Source organism: Sphingobium sp. RC1, from assembly GCF_059738765.1.
Genome location: NZ_AP027307.1, coordinates 21,880 through 44,661, shown reverse-complemented (window position 1 = coordinate 44,661; position 22,782 = coordinate 21,880). Strand labels below are relative to the sequence as shown.

General features: G+C 61.2%; 15 protein-coding genes and 3 pseudogenes. 2 read left to right on the top strand and 16 right to left on the bottom strand.

The features are described from left to right. On the top strand, positions 1 to 1,107 hold the full coding sequence (locus tag AC6JBC_RS13270; RefSeq protein ID WP_498026113.1) for an alpha/beta hydrolase: 1,107 nt from the start codon (positions 1 to 3) through the stop codon (positions 1,105 to 1,107). Between the two features lie 108 nt (positions 1,108 to 1,215). On the opposite strand, the gene AC6JBC_RS13265 is transcribed toward AC6JBC_RS13270, so the two are convergent. After that, a complete protein-coding gene (locus tag AC6JBC_RS13265) occupies positions 1,216 to 2,787 on the bottom strand; it encodes a long-chain fatty acid--CoA ligase (protein WP_498026112.1) in 1,572 nt (523 codons plus the stop codon). Positions 2,788 to 3,401: 614 nt separating this feature from the next. Here AC6JBC_RS13265 and AC6JBC_RS13260 point away from each other — a divergent pair. Next, positions 3,402 to 4,679 (top strand): MFS transporter, encoded by a 1,278-nt coding sequence (locus AC6JBC_RS13260; protein WP_449470465.1) that lies wholly within the window; start codon positions 3,402 to 3,404, stop codon positions 4,677 to 4,679. Positions 4,680 to 4,827: 148 nt separating this feature from the next. On the opposite strand, the gene iolG is transcribed toward AC6JBC_RS13260, so the two are convergent. The 15 genes and pseudogenes from iolG to AC6JBC_RS13185 form a co-directional block, all read right to left on the bottom strand. After that, the gene (gene iolG / locus AC6JBC_RS13255) at positions 4,828 to 5,823 is read right to left on the bottom strand and encodes an inositol 2-dehydrogenase (protein ID WP_449470466.1); all 996 of its coding nucleotides are present in this window, start codon (positions 5,821 to 5,823) and stop codon (positions 4,828 to 4,830) included. A gap of 62 nt (positions 5,824 to 5,885) precedes the next feature. Then, entirely contained in the window at positions 5,886 to 7,568 is a 1,683-nt protein-coding gene (locus AC6JBC_RS13250; protein ID WP_449470467.1) for an AMP-binding protein, read from the bottom strand. 50 nt (positions 7,569 to 7,618) lie between these two features. Next, entirely contained in the window at positions 7,619 to 9,133 is a 1,515-nt protein-coding gene (locus AC6JBC_RS13245) for a CoA-acylating methylmalonate-semialdehyde dehydrogenase (RefSeq protein ID WP_449470468.1), read from the bottom strand. A 268-nt stretch (positions 9,134 to 9,401) separates the two neighbouring features. Beyond that, positions 9,402 to 10,226, bottom strand: coding sequence for a 5-deoxy-glucuronate isomerase (gene iolB, locus AC6JBC_RS13240; protein WP_449470469.1), 825 nt, complete (start codon positions 10,224 to 10,226; stop codon positions 9,402 to 9,404). Then, positions 10,223 to 11,116 carry a myo-inosose-2 dehydratase gene (iolE, locus tag AC6JBC_RS13235; RefSeq protein WP_449470470.1) on the bottom strand — a complete coding sequence of 298 codons (894 nt, stop codon included), beginning with the start codon at positions 11,114 to 11,116 and terminating at the stop codon, positions 10,223 to 10,225. The genes iolB and iolE overlap by 4 nt, the downstream gene beginning before the upstream one ends. Then, positions 11,113 to 12,948 (bottom strand): 3D-(3,5/4)-trihydroxycyclohexane-1,2-dione acylhydrolase (decyclizing), encoded by a 1,836-nt coding sequence (gene iolD, locus AC6JBC_RS13230; protein ID WP_449470471.1) that lies wholly within the window; start codon positions 12,946 to 12,948, stop codon positions 11,113 to 11,115. The genes iolE and iolD overlap by 4 nt, the downstream gene beginning before the upstream one ends. After that, complete coding sequence (locus AC6JBC_RS13225; protein WP_449470472.1) at positions 12,945 to 14,876, bottom strand: bifunctional 5-dehydro-2-deoxygluconokinase/5-dehydro-2-deoxyphosphogluconate aldolase; 1,932 nt, start codon at positions 14,874 to 14,876, stop codon at positions 12,945 to 12,947. The genes iolD and AC6JBC_RS13225 overlap by 4 nt, the downstream gene beginning before the upstream one ends. After that, entirely contained in the window at positions 14,873 to 16,240 is a 1,368-nt protein-coding gene (locus tag AC6JBC_RS13220; protein WP_498026111.1) for a serine hydrolase domain-containing protein, read from the bottom strand. Before AC6JBC_RS13220 ends, AC6JBC_RS13225 begins: the two co-directional genes overlap by 4 nt. A 44-nt stretch (positions 16,241 to 16,284) precedes the next feature. Beyond that, on the bottom strand, positions 16,285 to 17,106 hold the full coding sequence (locus tag AC6JBC_RS13215) for a MurR/RpiR family transcriptional regulator (protein ID WP_449470474.1): 822 nt from the start codon (positions 17,104 to 17,106) through the stop codon (positions 16,285 to 16,287). Positions 17,107 to 17,451: 345 nt separating this feature from the next. Next, a pseudogene (locus AC6JBC_RS13210) lies at positions 17,452 to 17,697 on the bottom strand (integrase core domain-containing protein); the annotation flags it as partial. Positions 17,698 to 17,915: 218 nt separating this feature from the next. Next, a pseudogene (locus tag AC6JBC_RS13205) lies at positions 17,916 to 18,976 on the bottom strand (IS630 family transposase). Positions 18,977 to 19,190: 214 nt separating this feature from the next. Beyond that, positions 19,191 to 20,558, bottom strand: a complete 1,368-nt coding sequence (locus AC6JBC_RS13200) for an MmgE/PrpD family protein (RefSeq protein ID WP_449470476.1) — start codon at positions 20,556 to 20,558, stop codon at positions 19,191 to 19,193. A 5-nt stretch (positions 20,559 to 20,563) separates the two neighbouring features. Further along, a pseudogene (locus AC6JBC_RS13195) lies at positions 20,564 to 20,776 on the bottom strand (aldehyde dehydrogenase family protein); the annotation flags it as partial. Between the two features lie 2 nt (positions 20,777 to 20,778). Beyond that, the gene (locus AC6JBC_RS13190) at positions 20,779 to 20,958 is read right to left on the bottom strand and encodes a hypothetical protein (protein WP_460989877.1); all 180 of its coding nucleotides are present in this window, start codon (positions 20,956 to 20,958) and stop codon (positions 20,779 to 20,781) included. Between the two features lie 6 nt (positions 20,959 to 20,964). After that, a complete protein-coding gene (locus tag AC6JBC_RS13185) occupies positions 20,965 to 22,746 on the bottom strand; it encodes a flavin-containing monooxygenase (RefSeq protein ID WP_460989876.1) in 1,782 nt (593 codons plus the stop codon). Positions 22,747 to 22,782 lie beyond the last annotated feature (36 nt).

Here is a 22,782-nt window from a genome sequence, read left to right as displayed (position 1 = left end):
TTGAAACATTTTATTCGGGAGATAGCTGCGATGGGGACGACGCGGAGACAGTTTGGGATGGGCGTTGCGGCGGCGGCAGCGTTCGCTGGGGTCGATACCGTTGCAGCAGCGGCGGCGCGGCCCCAGGCAACTGATGATCTTATGTCGGTGGTTCATCCACAGCTGAGAGCGGCGGTTCAACAGGCGCAACCGTTGCTGGACAAGGATCCGCCGCTGACGGCGGCGACGCTGGCACAGGCTCGGTCGAGCGCAGATGCAATGTCGCGCGCGCAGACGCCGCTACCGGACGTAGCTTTTGTCGAACGCTGGATCGCTGGCCGGGCTGGTAGTCCGGACGTCAGGATTTACGTCATCAACGCAAAGCCCGGTCTTGGTCGCCCCGGCATCCTGCACACGCACGGCGGGGGCTTCGTTCTGGGCAACGCCAAAAACGAAATCCGTCGGTTGCAGGGCATTGCGCGGGAACTCGATTGCGCGATCGTAACGGTCGACTATCGCCTTGCACCCGAAACCATCTGGTCAGGATCGATCGAGGACAATTATGCCGGGCTGAAATGGCTGTACGCCAATGCATCGTCGCTCGGCGTCGACCGCAGCAAAATCGCGGTCATGGGGGAGAGCGCAGGCGGAGGCCATGCCGCGCTGCTTGCGATTACCGCCCGCGACCGTGGAGAGGTGCCGCTGGCCTTCCAATGCCTGGTTTATCCTGAACTGGATGATCGTACCGGCAGCACGCGCATCCCCCCGGCCCATATCGGGAGGCTATTTTGGACCGCCCCGAAAAATCGCTTCGCCTGGGCGTCCTTTCTGGGCCAGGCACCGGGTGGGCGTGTTGTTCCGCCTGCCGTCCCGGCACGGGTCGAAAATCTGGCGGGCTTGCCGCCGACCTGGATCGGCACCGGCGGCATCGACCTGTTTGTCGAGGAGAACATCGCCTATGCGACGCGGCTGACGCAGGCGGGAGTCATGACCGAGTTAGTGGTCGTGCCGGGAGCGTTCCACGGTTTCGATCTGGTGCCCGACCTTTTGGGAATTGAGGTTCCGATCGTCGAGGGGTTTAAACGGGCAAAGATCGCGGCATTGCGGGAAGCTTTGATCAACGCCTGACCAAGCGTCTGACTCAACGGCGTTTCAACCACAGAGCGCTTTGAACCGGCACCAGGGAGATGCCGGGTTGAGGCGGCCTGCATGATAAGCCAGCTTGGCGGACTCGGGCTAAACACCCGGCAGCTTATAGTCCCGATACTGCTCCCGGAGCTTCGTTTTCAACAGCTTGCCGGTCCCGGTATGCGGAAGCGCGTCGACAAACAGGATATCGTCAGGCAGCCACCATTTGGCGAGCTTCCCCGCCAGATAAGTCTGGATTTCGGTGGCGCTCACCTTCGCATCCGGCTTCCGAACCACCAGTAGCAATGGCCGCTCGTCCCACTTTGGATGCGCCACCCCGATCGCTGCGGCCTCGGCCACGCCAGGACAGCCCATCGCAGCATTCTCCAGTTCGACCGAACTGATCCACTCGCCACCCGACTTGATGACGTCCTTCGCGCGGTCGGTAAGCTGAAGCTCGCCCCCAGGATGCAGCACGGCGATGTCGCCCGTGTCGAACCAACTCTCGGCATCGATGCAGGGTCCGCTTTCATCCTTGAAGTAGCGCGCCACCGTCCACGGCCCCCGAACCTGAAGCCGACCGGAAGTCTTGCCGTCGCGGGCAACCGCCCTCCCCTCGTCATCCACCAGCCTAAGCTCGATACCAAAGGGCGAACGCCCCTGTTTTGAGATAAAGTCCAGCCGCGCGTCGTAATCGCGGTCATCCCAATCGGCCGGTAACGCGCAGACGGTGCCGATCGGCGACAGCTCAGTCATTCCCCAAAGATGGCCGAACTGGACGCCCCGGTCCATATATTGTTCGATCATCGCGCGCGGCGCGGCGGAGCCACCACAGGAGATCATCGCAAGCTTGCCAAGATCGCGTTGCTCACCCTCGATATGCTGCAGCATCGAAAGCCAGACCGTCGGCACTGCGCAACTATGGGTGACGCCCTCTTCGATGATCAGCTTATGGAGGACCGCGGCATCGTTGACCATCGAAAGAACAAGCTTTGCGCCGACTGCGGCGGCAGAGAAAGGCAGGCCCCACGCGCTGGCGTGAAACATAGGGGTAATCGGCAGGGTCACCGTCCGTGCCGAGAAGTTGAATACGTCCGGCTGAACCTGAGTCATCGTGTGCAGCAGGGTCGATCGATGCTCGTAAAGCACGCCCTTCGGATTACCGGTCGTGCCGCTGGTGTAGCAGAGCATCGCCGGTTCGCGCTCGTCGCCCTCATACCAATGATAATCGCCGCTTTCGGTCGCCAGCAGAGTGTCGAATTCTTGCTCAAACACAATGAAATGCTCAATCGAACTCAGCCTTGGTTTCAGCCGCTCGACAAGCGGCGCGAACGCCGCATCGTAAAGCAGCACGCGATCCTCGGCATGGTTGGCGATGTAGACGATCTGATCGTCGAACAGGCGCGGGTTAATGGTGTGCATCACTCCACCCATGCCGATCGTGCCAAACCAGGCAACCAAGTGGCGAACATGGTTGGCACCGAGCGTCGCCACCCGATCCCCAGGTTCTATACCCATCCGATCGAGCTTCTGCGCGAACCGCCGCGCATCGCCGACGACGCCCGCCCATGTGCTGCGGGTGATGCTGCCATCGGCTTGATAGCTGACGATCTCGCGGGGGCCATGCTCACGGGCTGCATGATCGAAGAGCCTCGTAAGGCGAAGGGGCCAATCCTGCATTCCGCCGAGCATTTCTTCTCCTGTTTATCTGCTTTTTGCGGCACACGCCAACCTGCGGTGCCGTCCTTGGATCGATCTTCCAGATGTTGCGGCAGGCTCAGCAGGGACTCCGCCCTAGCCTCGCCCTCCATATATCAGATCCGATGGCCGCCTCGGATTTCCTAGCGGCGGACATCACCAACGCTGGTGCCCTTTTACAAAACGGCACACGGACCGAGATATCCATTGGAACGACCACACCTACCATCCTGCGTGTGCATAAAGTATAGCTAAGTTCAGGACGGTAATTTTGTCAATATATATTATGGAATGATATTTCTATTTAAAGATCGCCAGTCGCCGGGATGAGCTCCCGCGGGGCTTAGCCCGTGGTGGCAGATGATCCCGCCTCAGAAACGCATCGGCGTGGTTGGGGACGCCTTTAAACGGCTAAAACGTCCTGCCGTAATGGAGCTCTTCTATCAAGGCTATTGACGGAATGATAATTCTATATCAAAATCCCGCGGCCAGTCCCTGATAGCGATTGGCAACGAGTTTGCCGATGCGGGACGCGAATGCGCGCCGTATCGCGCACGCGATACGAGACAACGGATCGATAAAGGAGTGGATATCTTGTGAACGAGGCGACGACCGAAGGCATGCCGCTCACCCATCCTATTTCCGCAACAGGAAAGGTTGGCACCGGTCGCCTTATCACCCTGCTGATTCTGCCTACCGTCGGCATGTACGCCACCTTCCAAGGCCTTCAGCAGATACTCATCCCTGCGCAGATGGATGCGCTCGACCCCGTCAACAAGGTGGCGAATCTGGGTTTGTTGACGACACTCAGCGCCGTATCCGCCGTGATCTCGCTGCCAATGGGCGGTGCCGTATCGGATCGAACACGCAGCCGCTGGGGACGGCGGACGCCTTGGCTTGCCGCAATGGCGCTACTGTCAGTCGTCCTGATGATGTTCATGAGCCAAGCGAACGCATTGCTTCCTTTCGCTCTGATCTATGTCACGCTTTGGTTCACCATGAATTTCTATCAAGGTGCTCTCACAGCTGTGCTGCCGGACCGTATTTCGCGCGAAAAACGCGGCATCGCGTCGGCGATGATCGGCCTCAGCGTGCCGATCGGCATCATCTTTGGCGTGAACGTCGCGGCACGCGCAGACACGACAACCAGCTATGCGGCCATCGCGACTGCGTTCGTGGTGCTGACTGCCGGCTTCCTGATCTTTGCGCCCGAAGGCCCCTTCAGGGCTGAAAAACTTCCCCCCGTGGCAGAGAAAATAAAGCTTTCACGGCGTATCGCCGACTTCTTCTCAAGCTTCCGGTCACGAGACTTCACGTTCGCCTTCCTGTCGCGCGCGCTGTTGTTCGTCGCCTATTTTTCCGTCAGCGGCTATCTCTTCTACTTCGTGCAGGACGAGATCGGGGCAGCCGCCTTGCCGCAGCATAGCGCGAAAGTCGCGATAAGCATATTGAGCACCGTCAACATGGTGGCCTGGATCGGCGCAATCTTCGTGGCGGGCTGGCTGGCCGACCGGCTGCAGAGGCATAAGCTGATCGTTGGCGTTTCGGCGATCGGGCTAGGCCTGTCGCTGATCGTCCCCGTCATCGCACCCAACTGGCACGGCATGCTGGTCTATTCGGTGCTGAGCGGCATTTTCTTCGGAACCTACATGGCGATCGACCTGGCACTTATGTCGTTCGTCCTGCCGGAGGAAGAGGCGGCGGGCCGCGACATGGGGATATTGGCAGTGGCGACGGCCGCCCCACAATTGGTTTCCCCGGCCATTGCAGGCGGCCTGATCCTAGCCTTCGGTTATGGCGCGCTCTATCTGTTCGGCGCTGTGACCGCCCTTGCCGCAGGGATCAGCGCATTCTTCATCCGGGGCGTGCGCTGAGGGTCGGCCAAGTCATTTTCCCGTCAGATCTCGTCATTTGACGACCCGAAGAATGCGTAAAACTAAAAACAATTAGCGCCTGATCCGATTCAGCCCAATCGGATCATGCGTTAATTTCCGCTGACGTCCCGCAGCTTCCGGGACAGGATCAATCTGGACAGCGCAGCATGACAACCGACCCATCTCGTGCAGACCGGTCGGCAGCTTCCGCCAATATCAGCGCCCTGACGCCGTCCCGCTCATCGGCCAAAGGACGTGATTTGCCCTCGATGATGTCCGCGAAATGCTCCACTTCGCTAGCGTAGGCGTCGGCGTAACGATCGAGGAAGAAGTTCTGGAAGCAGTCCCCCATGGCTCCATTCTGGGTCCACGTCTGCACGCTGGTCTCCAACTTGTTTTCGGCCCGGATCAGCCCCTTCGACCCGAACGCCTCGATCCGCTGGTCGTAGCCGTAACCGCTGCGGCGGCTGTTGGAGATGACGCACAGCTTGCCGCTGGCGGTGCGCAGCATGATCTTGGCGGTGTCGAAGTCGCCCGCGGCCCCTATTTCAGGATCGATCAACACGGAAGCGGAGGCGAATACGCTTTCAATCTCCTCGCCCAGCAGCCAGCTGGCCATGTCAAAATCGTGGATTGCCATGTCCTTGAAAATGCCGCCCGACACAGCGACGTAAGAAACCGGCGGGGGCGCGGGATCGTGGCTGATGATGTGGAGCGTCTCAAGCTCGCCAATCTCGCCCTGCTTCAGCCGCCGCTGCAGGCTGGCAAAGCTGGGATCGAACCGCCGATTAAACCCCAGCAGCACGTGGCGGTCACTGCCAATCAGCGCCTGTTCGACCTGAGCGGCGCGACCGGCATCCTGATCCAGCGGCTTTTCGCAAAAGACATGCTTGTCCGCGCGGATCGATTCCAGCGTATAGTTCAGATGGGTGTCGGTCGCGCTCGCGATCACGACCCCGCTGATCGCCGGATCGGACCAGACATCCTCGATCGATGACACGCGGGCGCCATAGAGACGGGCCAGCTCCTCGGCCCCGCCAAAGGGATCAACGACTCGCGATAGCGACAGGCGACCGTTAGCCGCGATGTTGGCGGCGTGGATCTTGCCGATCCGGCCCGCGCCTATCAGGGCGATCTGAAACATGGGAATACCTTTCCTAAAATCGACAATGTCGTTCGGACGGGGCGGAAATGCGCCCTCGCCTGTCAGCCGTCGGCCTTCGCCAGTTCGGCTTCCATCATCTCACGCAACTGAAATTTCTGCACCTTTCCCGATACCGTCATGGGGAAGCTGTCCATGAAGCAAACGTAGCGCGGCACCTTATAATGTGCGACGCGGCCACGGCAGAAGGCGATGATCGCATCCGCATCCTCCGGTTCGCCGGGGCGCAGCTTGACGCAGGCCACCACTTCTTCCCCAAACTTGGCGTCAGGGACGCCGACCACCTGCACGTCCAGAACGGACGGATGGAGATAGATCAACTCTTCCAGTTCGCGAGGATAGATATTCTCCCCGCCGCGGATGATCATATCCTTGATTCGACCGACGATCCGCGCATATCCCTCGCCGTCGATGATGGCGATGTCGCCGCTGTGCATCCACCCGTGGCGCACCACCTCCGCCGTTTTTTCCAGGTCCCCCCAATAGCCGAGCATCACTGAATAGCCGCGGATGCACAATTCGCCTGGCTCACCACGCATGACGGTGGTTCCGGTTTCGGGATTGACGACCTTGGCCTCCAGATGGGGCTGGATGCGGCCGATCGTGCCCACGCGGACTTCGATGGGATCGTCCAGCGACGTCTGGAAGCTTACCGGGCTGGTTTCGGTCATCCCGTAGGCGATGCCGATGTCGCGCATGTGCATGCGTGTCATCACCTTGCGCATCAATTCTTCAGGGCAGGGAGACCCAGCCATCAGTCCGGTCCGCAGCGTTGACAAATCGAAGCGGGGAAATTCGGGATGCTCCAGTTCGGCGATGAACATCGTCGGGACGCCATGCAATATCGTGCAGCGCTCCGCTTCGACGGTTTCCAGCACCGCCAGCGGATCGAAGCCGGGCGAGGGGTAGATCATGGTGACGCCATGGACGACGCTCATGAGGTTGCTCATCACCATGCCGAAACAATGATAGAGCGGCACGGCTATGCATATCCGATCACCCGCGACCGCACCCATTGCTGTACCGCACATGGATGCATTATTGAGGACATTGCGGTGCGAGAGGGTTACGCCCTTGGGCGATCCGGTGGTGCCGCTGGTAAACTGGATATTGATAGGATCGCTCGCCTGCAGCGTCACGGCGACGCTTGCAAGTTCCGCTTCTGATGTCGGTGTCCGCGACGCGGCGACATCGTCAAAATCAAGCCATCCCGGACGCCGATCACCATCGATCTTTATCAAATAGCGGAGCGCCGGGAGGCGATCCGAGACGATCTCGCCCGGCCCTTCGCCAAAGCGGGTAACTAACGCCTCTGCCATGGCAACATAATCGCTGGTCTTGAACGATGCCGCGCAGATCAGCGCCTTCACATCCACCTTTGCCAGCGTATATTCAAGCTCACCTATGCGATAGGCGGGGTTGATGTTGACTAATATCATGCCTGCGCGGGCGGTCGCCAGCTGAGCAATGGTCCACTGGGCACAATTGGGCGCCCAGATGCCCACCCGGTCGCCCCGCCCTATGCCCAAAGCCAGCAGCCCCGCCGCGAAGGCGTCCGTCACCGCCTTCAGTTCCGACCAGGAATAGCGGACATTGCCATGACGCGCGACGAGCGCGTCGTCATCGGGCCAGCGCTGCGCTGCGAGTTCCAGCGCTTCTCCGATCGTGTCCTCCCGAAGGGGAGGATGCGATGCGCCGATAACATGGCTGAATTCACTAAGCGTCATCAAGCCCTCGTCGGGTTATGCCGACCGGTGTTGGAACCGATCGAGGATCGTCATTTCATGGTCGGGATCAGGAAGGCGTCCGAAAGAGCCGTTCCCTCAGGAGAAGCCGACGGGCCATGCCAGCGCTGGGTCACCGTTTTCACCTTTGTCCAGAACCGAACGCCCTCTTCCCCATGCTGATTGTGATCGCCGAACCCCGAACGCTTCCAACCGCCGAAGCTGTGATAGGCGACCGGCACCGGTATGGGTACGTTGATGCCGACCATGCCGACATTCACCCGAGCGGCAAATTCGCGAGCGGCTTGACCGTTGCGGGTGAAGATGGCGACGCCGTTGCCATATTGATGCTTTGAAGGCAGAGCGAGGGCATCCTCGAAACTGTCGGCGCGCACCATCTGGAGCACGGGTCCGAAAATCTCTTCCCGATAAGCGCTCATGTCGGGCGTCACATGGTCGAACAGCGTCGGGCCGACGAAAAAGCCGTCTTCATACCCCTGAAGGGAAAAGCCGCGTCCGTCGATGACCAGTTCGGCCCCTTCCTCGACACCGGTCTGTATCCACTGTTCGATGCGGGCCTTGTGCTGGGCTGTCACCACCGGGCCGTAATGCGCATCCGCATCGGTCGAGACGCCGACGCGCAGCGCCTCAATGGCGGGGATGAGCTTTGCCTTGAGCCGTTCGGCCGTATCCTGCCCGACCGGCACCACCACCGGCAGCGCCATGCAGCGTTCGCCCGCAGATCCGAAGGCCGCACCGCACAGGTCGGCGACGGTCTGGTCCAGATCGGCGTCGGGCATGACGATGCCGTGATTTTTCGCGCCGCCCATGGCCTGCACGCGCTTTCCAGCCGCGACGCCGCGATTATAGACATAATGAGCGATGTCCGACGAGCCGACGAAGCTGACCGCCGAAATCGCCGGATGGTCCAAAATGGCGTCGACCATTTCCTTGTCGCCCTGAACCACCTGGAAAATGCCGTCGGGCAGCCCCGCCTCCGTCAGCAGCTCTGCCAGGCGGATGGAGGTGGATGGGTCACGCTCTGACGGCTTGAGGATGAAGGCGTTACCGCACGCCATCGCCACCGCGCTCATCCACAGCGGGATCATGGCCGGAAAATTGAAGGGCGTGATACCCGCGCCGATGCCGATCGGCTGGCGCATGGAATAGACGTCGATGCCGGGACCGGCGCCTTCGGTATAGTCGCCCTTCAACAAATGCGGGATGCCGCAGGCAAACTCCACAACGTCGAGACCCCGCTGGATATCACCCCTGGCGTCGGCGATGACCTTGCCATGTTCCGATGCCAGCAGATGGGCAAGATCGTCCATGTCGCGTTCGACCAGCCGCTTGAAGTCAAACATGACACGCGCCCGGCGCTGCGGATTTACGGCCGCCCATGCCGGCTGCGCCGCCACTGCTGCATCGACGGCCTGTTGCAGCTCTTCGGCCGTGCCCAGGCCGACGCGGGCCTGCACCTTACCATTGTTAGGATCATATACGTCCCCGGTGCGGGCGGATACGGAACTGACCGCGCGTCCGCCGATGAAGTGGGGAATATTTCGCATTTCGGCTTCTCCCGGCAAGATTAGATGCTGTTCCGGCTCTTCATGAGCAGGTCTTGATATATTCAGTGGGTCGAGCGACGATTTCGACGCTCATCGTTGCCCAGCCGCCGCCATGGAGAAGGTGCAGCATCCCATGGACGGGGCTGGACAGGCTTCAGACGCAGAGGGCGCAATCCACCTTCATTCGACAGTCACCCATCCTTACCGGGTCGGTCGGGATAGGTCCTTCAGGGTCATGAAGTTCCTGCACTGGATTCAGGGGCACGCCTTATTCTCCTATGTCCGGGTTTGCAGATATGCCGCGCGCGATCCAGTCATGTGCGGGATCATTGGCAAACACCCAGTTGCGACGGGGACCGGCCATCACGTTCAGATAATAAAGATCATAGCCATGCGGCGCCCCGACCGGGTGGTATCCGCGCGGCACTTTGACCACATCGCCATCCTCCACCGCCATCGTCTCGTCAATCGACCGGTCATCGGTATAGACGCGTTGGAAGGCAAAACCCTGCGGCGGCGAAAGGCGATGATAATAGGTTTCCTCCAGGAAGGTTTCTTCCGGCCACGCATCGCGATCATGCTTGTGGGGAGGATAGCTGGACCAATGTCCGCCAGGGGTGATGACTTCCACCACCAACAGGCTGTGCGCGTCCGCCTTGTCATCCAGTATGTTGCGTACGAAGCGCTGGTTCGTGCCATGTCCGCGCGTTTCCAGCCCCACATCTTCGGGCGCGATGACGCGCGGACGCCGATCACCGCCACCGGGCGCAGTGCAGATCGCCACTTCCGTGGCATTGGCGGCCTCAATGCGGTAGGATGTCCCGGCAGGAACATAAACCGACGTCGCGGGTCCCGCAAAAACGTCTGTCCGACCGCCCAGCTCGGCGAAACGCTCTTCGCCGGCCTTAACATCAATCACGCCGGACAGGATGACGAGGCACGCTTCCCGGCCTGCCTCTCCACCCTCATGGACCTGCCCCGCCGCCAGACGGAGCACCTTGAATCCGACATAACGCCAGCCCGCGCTTTCCGGTGTGACGTCTAGCATCACGCCGTGCGCGTCAGGATCGTGGCTGCGGACCTTGAGGCTCATGCCGCCAGCCCCACCTCGGCGGCGAGGCTTCGGAGTGTCTCGAGGCCCAGCTGCTGGTACACGCGGGGATTGGCGATCGCTGGATCCTGCTCTGCCTCAACCACGATCCAGCCGATGTAGCCGATGCGGGCCAGCGCGCCCAGGAATGACGCATAATCATAGGCGCCGTCGCCAGGGGCAGTGAACATCCCACCGACCACGCCGTCGAGGAAGCTTGCGCCGCCAGCACGCAGCCTGTTGTACCGCCCACGGCGTACATCCTTGCAATGGACATGGTTCACGCGCTCGGGCCGTTCACCGATGATCTTCAGCGGATCGATACCGCCGCAAAGGGCATGGCCGGTGTCGAGCGTCAAACCGACATGCTCGTCGGTGACATCGAAGAAGCGCCGCAACTCTTCGGCAGTCTCGACAACGGTGCCGAGATGGTGATGGTAGGCAAAACGCAGCCCGCGCCTGTTTACATGCGCCGCCACCGCGTTCAACCGCGCGCCGAAGCGCTCCCAGGCCTGATCGTCGATCCGGGGATGGACATCGAGGGGACAGGACCGGTCGCCATGTACCGCGTTCGACGTTTCGGCGAGAATGAAGACGCTCGATCCCATCGCCTCCAGCAACGCGAGATGGTCTGCCATGGCGGCGATTTCGGCATCGGCGTCGCGCGTGAGAAGGTTCGACGAATACCAGCCGCCGACGATATCCAGCCCGTGGGTGGCCATGATCGGTTTCAAGGTGGCAGGATCGCGCGGGAACTTGCAGCCAAGCTCCACCCCTTCAAAGCCGATCTGGCTGACGTCGCTCAGCAGTTCATCCAGCGTGATGTCGCCGCCTAGTTCGGGCATGTCGTCATTGGCCCAGGCAATCGGGCTTACACCCCAGCGTATCGTCATGGCTTCCGCCTCTTCTTCATATCTTCATATCGAATGAGGGCCGCAGCGACTTCATCGCGGGCCGACACCTGCGGCACCGCGACGTCCCACCAATGCCCGCCCGACTTGGTAGTTATCGCGGGATCGGTATCGAGAACGATGACGTAGCTGGTCGATGATAAGGCGGCTCGGGCGAGCGCCTCTTCAAGCGAAGCGATGCCGGACACTTTTTCCGCACAGGCGCCCAGACTACGGGCGTGGGCGGCGAAATCGACCGTGGGGAGCGCTTCCTGCCGCGCATCGGCCAGCAGGTTGTTGAAAGGCCGCCCGCCTGTCGCCTGTTGCAACCGATTGATGCAGCCATAGCCGCCATTGTCGAGCAGCACGACGATGAGCTTGAAACCCAACATGACCGAGGTCGCCAGCTCTGAATTCAGCATCAGATAGCTGCCGTCACCGACAAGGACGAATGTCTCCCGCGTGGGATTTGCCATCTTCACGCCCAGGCCGCCGGCAATCTCATATCCCATGCAGGAAAAGCCGTACTCGACATGGTAGCCGCCTGGCTTCTTCACGCGCCATAGCTTGTGCAGTTCACCGGGCAGGCCACCGGCCGCGCAGACAACAACGGCGTCATCGGGCGCATTCCGTAACACCGCGCCGATCACCGCCGCGTCGGAAGGAAGGCCGTCGCACGGAGCCATCGCCACGTCGCCCGCCTCGCTCCAGTCCGCCATGGCCACACCATTCTCCCGTTCCCACGCCTGTGGAACGCGCCAGCCCGCCAGCGCATTGGTCAGAGCCTCGATCACGACGCGCGCGTCGCCCACGACGCTCTTCGCGCCGTGCTTGTGCGCGTCATGCGGCGCGACATTGACCTGGAACAGATCGCCCTGGAACAGCGTGCGTGACCCCGTGGTGAAATCCTGCAGCCGGGTGCCGATGCCGATGATGAGGTCCGCATCGAGCGCGGCGCGATTGGCGGCGCTGGTCCCGGTGACGCCGATCGCGCCAAGCAACTGGCCGTGACTGGCGATGAGCGCACCCTTCCCCGCCTGCGTTTCCGCAACGGGAATGCCTGTGGTCTCCGCCAGCGCGGCTAACGCATCTTCGGCGCGGGAATAGAGGACACCGCCGCCGGTCACGATCAGTGGCCGCTGCGCAGCACGCACCGCCTGCACCAGCGCGTTGAATTCCGTTTCGTCGGTGCGGGGTCGCCGCTGCCGCCACAGGCGCGGTTCCAGGAAGCTGACCGGGCAATCGAAAGCCTCCGCCTGCACATCCTGGCACAGGGACAGGGTGACGGGGCCACAACGGGCCGGGTCGATCATCACCGCCATGGCGCGCGGGGCGGCATCCAATATCTGTTCGGGCCGGGTAATGCGGTCGAAATAGCGGCTGACCGGGCGGAAGCAGTCGCTGGCGCTGACCGTCCCATCGCCGAAATCCTCAATCTGCTGAAGGACGGGATCGGGCAGGCGGCTCGCATATACGTCACCGGGCAGGAACAGCACCGGCAAACGGTTGACATGGGCGAGCGCGGCGGCGGTCACCATATTGGTGGCGCCCGGCCCGATCGACGTCGTACAGGCCATTGCCCGCTGGCGGCGATTTGCCTTGGCGAAGGCGATGGCGGCATGCGCCATTCCCTGCTCATTATGGGCGCGATATGTCGGAAGGGCTTCGTCGATTTCCGCCAGCGCCTCCCCGACGCCTGCGACATTGCCATGGCCGAAGATCGCCCAGACCCCAGCGAAAAAAGGTTGCTCGACCCCGCCGATCTCGACGCGCTGCGCCACCATCCAGCGAATGAGCGCCTGCGCCATGGTCAGCCTGACGGTTTCTCCGCTCATAGCGCCTGTGTCCGCCTTGCGTCGCGCCATGCCTGTGCCAGCATGTTGAAACTCGCGGCCATCTGCGCGACGGCCTCTTCATCGTCGATCTCATCCTTGAACCAGCGCATGGCGGGCTCCACCCATATCGTTCGGCCGACAGCGAAACCCTTGACCAGCGGGTGCTCAACGGCGGCGGAAAAGCTGGTCAGTAAGGCGTCCTCTTCCGATGCCAGCCCCAGCAGCAATATACCGCGGCAGTAGGGATCGCGCGCCGCGATTACCCGTTCGATGGCTGCCCAGGTCGCCGGTTCGACCGCTGGCTCCAGCTTCCACCAGTCGGGATACACGCCCAGATCATATATATGCTCGATCACCTTGGCCACCGTGTCAGTTTCGACCGGGCCGCTCCTGGAGGCGATGACCTCCAGCAATAATTCGTGCCGCCTGTGCCGACATGCCTCGAACAGGTTGAGGATCTGCCGGTCCTGATCGGCGCGAAGCTCCGCCGGATCATCGGGATGATAGAAAACCAGACATTTGACCACATGGTCGAGCGGCCAGTCGGCCAAGATCGTGGCGGCTTCGCGCCCGCCTTCGAACCGCAAGGGTCGCGATCCGGGCAATTCGATCGGCCGACCGATCCAACAGGTCGTGTCGGCAGCCATTTCCAGCGCGGTCCGTCCATAGCGGCCGTCGGCGAGTAGCCCGAAACCGGCATCGCCACCGGCAACCTCAGCCATGGCTTGCAACGCCAATTCCTTGAACCGCGATACGCGATGCAAGTTGTTGGTGCCCAGTTCCTCGACAAGTTCGTCAAACTGGGCGCGATGGTCGATCGCCAGCACGGTCAGGTCGCCATGTTCCGCCAAGCGATTGGTCGCCCAATGCGTATGTTCCAGCGCGGCGCTGTCGCGCAGGCGCGCGGGCCAATCGCTGCGCGAAAGAAACACTCGCAGTTCCTCCCAGCTCGGCTGGGCTGGGGCGCAGCCGTGCCGCGACACGACGATGGCACCGCAGGCGTTGCCATAGGTGCAGCATTGCTCGATGCTTTCATCACGCAGCCAGCCGCGCAGGAACCCGGCCATGAACGCGTCCCCTGCGCCCAAAACGTTGAACACTTCGATGGGAAAGCCCTTGCCGACAATGCCCTGGTCCAGATGGTCCGGTATCGCGCCCGGCAAGGCGACGCATCCGTCCGATCCGCGCTTGCACACCAGCAGCGCGTCGCTGCCCGCGCGGATTTCGCGCAGGGCCGCGATGGTGTCGGTGGTGCCGCCCAGAATGTGGATTTCCTCCTCCGTCCCGACGATGAGGTCGCACAGGGGCAGGATTTCCTGCAAGTCCTGCGTCACCCAATCGCTCGAAACGAAACGGTCTTCCCCATTGTCCTTCGACGCCAGCCCCCACAGCACTGGGCGGTAATCGATGTCGAAGATGACACGGCCGCCAGCCGCCCTGATCGCCTGCACCGCTTTCAACGTGGCGGCGCGGACGCCCGGCTGCGAAAGATGCGTGCCGTTGATCAAAAGCGCGCCGGCGGAGGCGACGAAATCGGGATCGATATCCTCTTCGCACAGCGCCATGTCGGCGCAATTTTCACGGTAGAAGATGAGCGGGAAACGATCCGCATCGCGAATGCCCAGGATGACGAGCGCGGTCAGCCGATCTGGATCGCTGATGACACCGGTGACATCGACCCCCTCCGCCGCCAGTTGCTCAATAATGAAGCGCCCCATATGGTCGGACCCGACACGCGTGATAATGCCCGTATGAAGCCCCAGCCGCGCTGCGCCGATGGCGCTGTTGGTGGGACTGCCCCCGACATATTTGGCAAAGGAACCCATATCCTCCAGCCGCCCGCCGACCTGTTCGCCATAAAGGTCGATGCCTGAACGGCCCAGGGTGATAAGTTCCAGGGCGCGACCGCCCGTCGAAGTACCGCTCATTGCCTGCCCCCGCCATGGATGGATAAGGACGGGGCGGTGTCGTGCCGGTCGATCGCGGCCAGGATGTCGGCCACCACGTCGCGGCTGCGGAACTGCAACGACAGCCGATCGGCATCCGTCAGCAGTTGAACCATGCAGACGAAGACCACATCATTTTGCGGATCAGCCCAGAACCAGCACCCTGCGGCGCCATCCCAGAAATAGGTGCCGCGCCCCAGACGCACGCCCGCCTGTTGCGGATCGATGATCGTGACGCCGTTATAGGCATATTCATAACCGGGCCGCAGAGAGTGCGGCGGCGTGCCGAACCCGCCAATGAGCAGATGATTGGGCGTATGGCTGTGCATCATCAGGGCGGCGGCTTCGCGGCTGATGATCCGCTTGCCATCCAGTTCCCCCTGACCCAGCAGCATGCGGCCAAAGCGCAGATAATCGCCAGCGGTCGACGCCAGGCCACCCCCGCCCGACGCGAGGAGGGGCGCGCTGTCATAGGGAAGCACCACGTCCCGAGGCGTCAGGCCAGAGATATTCTCATAATGGAGTTCCTCGTCATCGCGGCTCACTTCGATCAGCGTGTCGCCCGCCAGCGAATAAAGCGTGGCGAGACGGTGGCGCTTTTCTTCGGGCACGATGAAGTCGGTATCGACCATGCCGAGCGGATCGAAAATGCGTTCGCGCATGAAGTCCCGCAGGCTCATGCCGCTCAGGCGCTCGACGATGATGCCCTGCACGTCCATCGATGCGCCATATCGCCACCCGGTGCCCGGATGGAAAGCAAGCGGCACCTGCGCCAAACGCTTCAAATACTCCCGCGCACTGATGTCATGGGGGATTGCCGGAACATGGGCGGCACGAAAAAGGCGGTCGACCGGCTCGTCGGTAAAACCATAGGCGAAACCGGCCTGGTGCGTCATCAGATGCTCCAGGGTCGGCGGACTGGCGGGGGGAACGAGCGACAAGGTGTCGGGGAACAGGCCCTGCTCAAGCACCAGCAGGTCGGCGAGTTCGGGCAGGTGATCGGCAATCGGGTCGGATGGCGACCATTTACCTTCGTCCCAGAGGATCATCATCGCGACCGCCGTTACCGGCTTGGTCATCGAATAGAGCCTGAAGATAGAATCTTCCTGCATCGGGTCGCGCGCAGCGACGTCGCGCCAACCGATCGCTGAACCGTGCACGGCGGCATGGCCCCGCCATATAGCCGTCGCCGCACCGCTCAGCAATCCGCGCTCGATTGCATCGCTCAGAAGCGCGTCCACCTTGAACCAGTCCTGTGCCGGGTGAATTAGAGCGTCTTTCGCAATATCGGTGCATTGGCCCGGCAGCTGCCCCACCATCCCTCTCCTCTGGAAATTACATTCCATGATATATTGGATCAGAACGTTCGGTGCAATAGCTCAATCGGAAGCTAGGTGTTTTTTATCTGACCCCGATCCGATGCCGCTTCATCACGGCGGGCAGCCGCACCAATGGCGAGCGACTGGGCCAGGCACATCGATGCGGCAAGCGAGCGAAAGCCGCGCACTTCGGACTCGCGCACCTGAAGGATCAGATTCGCGTCTCTGGCTATCGGGCCGATGACGCTGTCGGTGATTGCGATGACCGGGCAGCGATCCTTTGCCGTCTCGACCAAGTTCAACGTTTCATGACTATAGGGCGAAAAACTGATTGCCAGCATGACGTCGCCGGCACCAAGCCCGCCGACCTGCTGGATCTGAAGCCCAGCTAGTCCATCGACAAGGACGGTTCGCTTGCCCGCCTGTCCCAGCATATAGGCGAGGTAAGTCGCGACAGGGAATGAACGACGAAACCCCGCCACAAAAACGGTCTCCGCCTCGTGAAGCATCTCAATCGCTTCGGACAGTTCGCGCAAGCCTACCGCGTGATTTAAATTTTCCAGGGCAAGAATATTTCCTTCAACGAATTCCGAAAGCAGCTGGCGCGGGCCTTCAGCTTCCCCAGTAGTCCCGTAGCGATGCTGCCGGATCCGTTCGGCATAGCCGACGGAGCGATCTTCACGCAGCAGGCCATCGCGCACTAGGCGCTGCATCGGGGTGGCACCTGAAAAGCCAAAGGCTTGGGCAAAGCGGACGATGGCAGACGGTTGAACGCCGCTGCGCTCCGCCACCACAGCCAAGGTTTCAAAGGCTATGTCGTTCGGTTCGTCCAGAATGTGTCGGGCGATGCGCTGCAGCCGGTCACTGAGATCATCGTAGCGCGCACGGATCACATCCAGAAACTCGTCCAGATCGCGGGGTTGTGAAACATTTTCCAACATCTAGGTTTTCCTTCTGGGACACAAAGTCAGGGACCAGCGGCAAGAGGGGAGAGAACCAATCCCTCTGGCATTCCGCCTCATTTAGAACACAAATTCTCGATCGCAAAAAAACAATTCACTTGAAGCGATCACCACCTATGGCCTGCTCTTATGGCGCTGCGAGGGTTCAGCTGAGTAACTGGGAGGACAGGCGCCGCTCCTTAAAACGACGGAAAAGTATAGCGATTCTCTCTCAGTCAGTTGCGCATTCCCGATGGTTTCCACGCGCTACATACAAGTTCCTTACTACGCCTTTCGTCATTCGTCCTCGAACGCGGAGCTCGTAGGGCGTAGCGAAGCAGGCCATTGCTTATCTATTCAGCGGCGGACGCCTGTGGGGTCTCGTGTCCCAGGGATGAGTGCGCCCTCTCCTGATTTGTAGTCCTCTGCCCAGGCGGAGATCACCACGCGGACATGGTCGAGGCTCAGGAACAGAGTCTCGTTGAGCAGCTCGTCGCGCATGCGACCATTGAAGCTCTCGACGTAGCCGTTCTGCATCGGCTTGAGCGCGCGCTTTGCGCCGACCTTGCGTCCAGCGTTCCACGACACCCGCTCACGAGCGGCGGGATCAAATTCTGATAATCCCATGACACATCTCCAGTGGCCATGATGGCCAAGGGGATAACGTCCAACCAAGCAGGTGGCGGCAGATCACGAGGCGGCCGCGATATGCAAAAAGTTAGCGAATTTTCATAGAATCACCTAATACCAAGGCGCATTGATCAGAACCCATGCGCCCATTTTCGCAGTCCAATGGACATGATGCGCCAAGGCTGATCAGCCAGCTTGTTCCAGGCGTAGCAACAGTGATCGACGATATCGTCGTACGATTTGAAGATGCGGTTCGACAGCCAGTTGTCGCGCATGAATTGCCACAGGTTCTCGACAGGATTGAGCTCGGGACATCTGGGGGGTAGCGGCATCAAAGTGATATTGGGCGGAACGACCAGTTCGGCCGAGCCATGCCATCCGGCTTGATCGAGTAGCAGCACCGCGTGGGCGCCCGGGGCGACGTGGAAGGCGATCTCCTCGAGGTGCATGCTCATCGCTTCGCTGTTGCACTTGGGCATGACGATACCCGCGGCCTTGCCTTCGGCCGGACAGATCGCCCCGAAAATCCATGCCGACGATCGCCGTTGATCCTTGGGCGCTGATGGCCTCGTGCCGCGCTTCGCCCAGCGCCGGGTGAGCTTGGTCTGCTGCCCGACCCTTGCTTCGTCTGCCCACTATAGTTCTACCGCCGTTCCCTTTGGGAGCGATCGGGTGATTTGCGCCAAACGGGCTGCGAAGTTTTTTTAAAATCAGCAACATCATCGGGTTTCTGACCGCGATGGCGCGGCCGCGCGGAGAGTTTGCGGTAGCCCATTGCGCGAAGCTCGCGCCCAAGGGTTTGACGCGTGACCGAGAGGCCGAACTCATCCCATATCCACTGGGCCAGATCGGCAAGCCGCCAGCGTACGACGCCATGCGCTGCCGGGATAGGACCGACCTCGATTTGTCCGGCAAGCCGGGCACGCTGCTCGTCGTTGAGGATCGAAGCCCGCCCTGGCGCCTTGCGCGTCGCCAAGCCATCAGGACCATCCTTGTTGAACCGCAAGACCCAGTCGCGCACGATCTGTAGCGTCACACCGGCAACCTTGGCTGCATCGCTCCGGCTCCCGCCATCCAGGATCACCGCAACTGCCAATAACCGCCGAACCTGATCGGCGTCTCCGCATCGGCGAGAAAACCCACGTAACTCCACTGATGTGTAGTCAGTTCGAACCCCAATCGCCGCCGCCATCGCAAGCCTCCTTCTGCTTGCAATCTCGAATCATAATTTCAGGCTTTTGGAAATCCCTGGCGTGAGTCTGCCTCCGCGAGCGTTGGTATTAGAATGGAATGCGGTGCAGCGCGGAATCCAGCCATTGCGTGCGGTTCGCATAGATGCGGCGCATCGTCTCTTCGCGCGGAATGCCCGCCGCCAGCTCGACAGGCTGGTGGGCGCGAGACGAGATTTACACCGCGAGGCCCGTCAGTTTTTCAACTCCGGGCAAAGCGGCAAGGTCTAGTGCAGCAACGGCGAGCGCGTTCGCTTTGTCTGATCCAAGTATGGGAGCAGCAAGCGCCAGGAACTTCGCAAGCAGTGCATCCGTGGCGAGGAAGTTGGAAGGTTCGCCAAGCGGCACGACCACCTTGCGGCTGAATGTCCGGCCACGCGCTGCGATGGTGATCTTTCCCGACATGTTGGTAGGGAATTCCGCCTCGATTTCCGGGTCGTGGATACAGTCGACCTTGGGCAGCATCGAACGGATTACCGGGTCGTTCAGCCGCTCGTAGCTGTCCCACCCCATCGCGCCCGTGACCAGAGCGCAGGACAGCACGAACGGCGCGCTGAACTGCGCGTCCACAATATTGCTCGGGTTGCGCTTATGCCCGATCGGCGCGCCCACCAGCAACAGGCCCGCGTTCGACAGTCCATAGGTGATGCTGTCCACCTCATCTGGCTGCAATCCTTGCTCCTCCCGCAGCGCCAGCACGGCGTCGATACCGGCATGGCCGTAGCGGCAGGATGGATAGGGCTTGATGCCGGTATTCATCAGCTCAAAAACCGAACCGAGGGCCTGCACGACCCGCTCTGGCCGGGGGGAGGGCGCGTAACCCTGAAGAAAGCCATGGCGCCCCTCGATCGCTTCGGCGGGCCCCTTGTAGCCGTTGCGCGCCAAGGTTGCAGCGGTCAAACCAGCCATCGCCGCCCATCCGACCTGAAACGGCTTCGTCTGCGCGCCATCGGCCAGGAACTGGAGACTGCCCGCACTCTGGCTCAGCGCAATGCCGAGAGCCGAGACGATCCCTGCCGTATCAAGGCCGAATATCCGCGCCGCAGCGGCAGCCGCGCCAAACACGCCGCAGGTCGCGCTGGGATGAAAGCCACGCGCGTAATGGTCTCCCGCTGGCAGCGCCACCGCGATCCGGCAGCACGTCTCATAACCAGCGACGATCGCGGCGAGAATGTCCGCTCCGGGCGCTCCCACTATCTCCGCCGCGGCGAGCGCGGCCGGAATGACCGGCGCTCCGGGGTGCAACGTCCCTGCCGCATGAGTATCGTCAAAGTCGAGCGCATGGCCAAGCGCTCCATTGAGCAGCGCCGCGCCCGCCGGGGCATAGCCTGCCGCGTCGCCAAATACCCAGGCCGCTCCATTTCCCAGGCCCATGGCGGATACAGTGGCAAGCAAGGCCGGAGCGACCGCCGCTTCGCTCCGCGCCCGCACGATACTGCCGACCAAATCGAGCAGGAGAAGCGGGGTGCGCGCCACGACGTCGGCCGGAAGGGTGTCGACCGAGACGGTGGCGCAAAATTCTGCCAGACTTTCTGTAATTTTCATCTGTATCACCTAATGACAAAGGGATTGGAAACAGGCAAACCAAGGTCGATCCAGACGCTTTTGGTCTGGAGATATTCATCCATCGCTTCCTGCCCGTTCTCGCGGCCGATGCCGCTGCGCTTCACCCCACCGGAAGGTGCCATGAAGCTGACCGCGCGATAGGTGTTGATCCAGACCTTGCCTGCCTCAACGCGTGCCGTCGTCGTAAAGACAGTCCGCTTCAGATTTTTGCGCTCGTATCAGGTCTTTGAGATCGCACTGAAATCGCTTTCGGTCGCCATTCTGATAAACGGGCAATCGTGAGGATAATATCCTCCGCCGGGTTACGGCGGATCACTGTATCGCCCATGATTTCAGGCGTCGATTGCCAGCCGAACCGACGCCGTACCCGTTTGACCATCACTGCCTATGGCTTAGAAATCTCCAGCCCTTCGAGCTGATCCTTCTCCCGCCATTTCGTCAGTTCTTCGAAATAGCTCATGGTGCCCCCGGCGTAGGGCGCGTTGCGCGCCATTTTGGGATCACCGATCGATCCTTCATTATTGTAGAAGCCAGGCGTGCATTCGGTGGAAAATTTTGCGCTCCCCGTGAGATGCGAGAACAGCACGCCGAGCCAGCTTTCCTGCGCCTGCTCGGTCGGTTCGAACGTCCGCGCGCCCTGATCGACCATGCGCTTGATCGTATAGGCGGTCTGGATCGCGACCTGATCGAGTATCGGAACAACGTTGACGCCTGTGCCGCCCTGGATGAGGCTGGACATCAAGAGATTGGGGAATCCCTTCGTATACATGCCATGCAGGGTCGCTGCCCCATCGCGCCACGCATCCGTCAGTGCCAGCCCATTCCGGCCATAGAGTTCAAAGCCGAGCCTGCGGGTGTAGCCGGTCGACACCTCGAAGCCCGATGCGTAGATCAGGCAATCGACCGGATAATCGACGCCGTCCACCACTACGCTGTTGGCGTTGATTTGCTCGACGCCTTTGCCGTTTGTATCGACCAGTGTGACGTTCGGGCGGTTGAAACTCTGCAGATACTCGTCATGGAAGCACGGGCGTTTGCACATAGTGTTGTACCAGGGCTTCAGCGCTTCTGCCGTCGCGGGATCCTGCACGATTGCATCGATGCGTGCGCGGATCGCTTCCATGCGTGCGAAGTCGTTCAGCTCATACTGATCATCGTCCGCCGCACCGCCTTCGAAATTGATACCGCCTGAAATCTGGGTCCAGCCGTCATTGATCAGATCTTCATCCGCCGGCTGGCCGCTGACCAGCGTCTCGAAATTCTCGATCCGGCGCTGCTGCCATCCGGGCTGAAGCGATTTGACCCATTCGGGATCGGTCGGCTTGTTATTCCGCTCCCCCACCCCCGATGGGGTGCGCTGGAAGACGTAGAGATGCTCCGTGTCGCGGGCCAGATTGGGCACCGCCTGAACCGCTGTCGCGCCGGTGCCGATGATGCCGACGCGCTTGTCCTTCAGCCGGTCCATCGGCTCGGTCGGACTGCCGCCGGTATAATGATAGTCCCAGCGGCTGGTGTGGAAGCTGTGCCCTTTGAACGTCTCGATCCCCGGAATGCCCGGCAGCTTGGCCTTGTGCATGATCCCGCCCGCGACAACGAGGAAGCGCGCCGCCAACACGTCGTCATGATTGGTGCGGACCAGCCAGCGAGCGCGCGCGTCGTCCCAGCGAACCTCCGTCACCTGCGTCTGGAACAAGGCGCGGTCGTAAAGGTCGAAATGGCGGCCGAGCTGCTGGCAATAGGCGAAGATTTCCGCAGCCTTTGCGTATTTCTCGGTCGGGATATAGCCGGTTTCCTCAAGAAGCGGCAGATAGATATAGCTTTCGATGTCGCAGGCCGCACCCGGATAGCGGTTCCAATACCAGGTGCCGCCGAAGTCGCCCGCGCGATCGATGATGCGGAAATCGTTGATCCCCTGCTGCTGCAGCCGCGCCCCGGTCAGCAGTCCGCCAAAGCCGCCGCCGATGACCGCGACCTCCGTCTCTTCCACGATCGCGGAACGCGTAAAGCCGGGTTCAACATAAGGGTCGGCGTCGAAATCCCGGAAGACTGCGTTGGGATCGATATATTGACTGGGACCATCCGCACGCAAACGCTTGTCGCGCTCGATACGGTATTTTTCTCTCAGTGCTTCAGGGGATATCTGGATGGTAATTTTCACATCGCTCATGAGCTCGCTCCAATTCTTATAGTCGGTATTTTTATG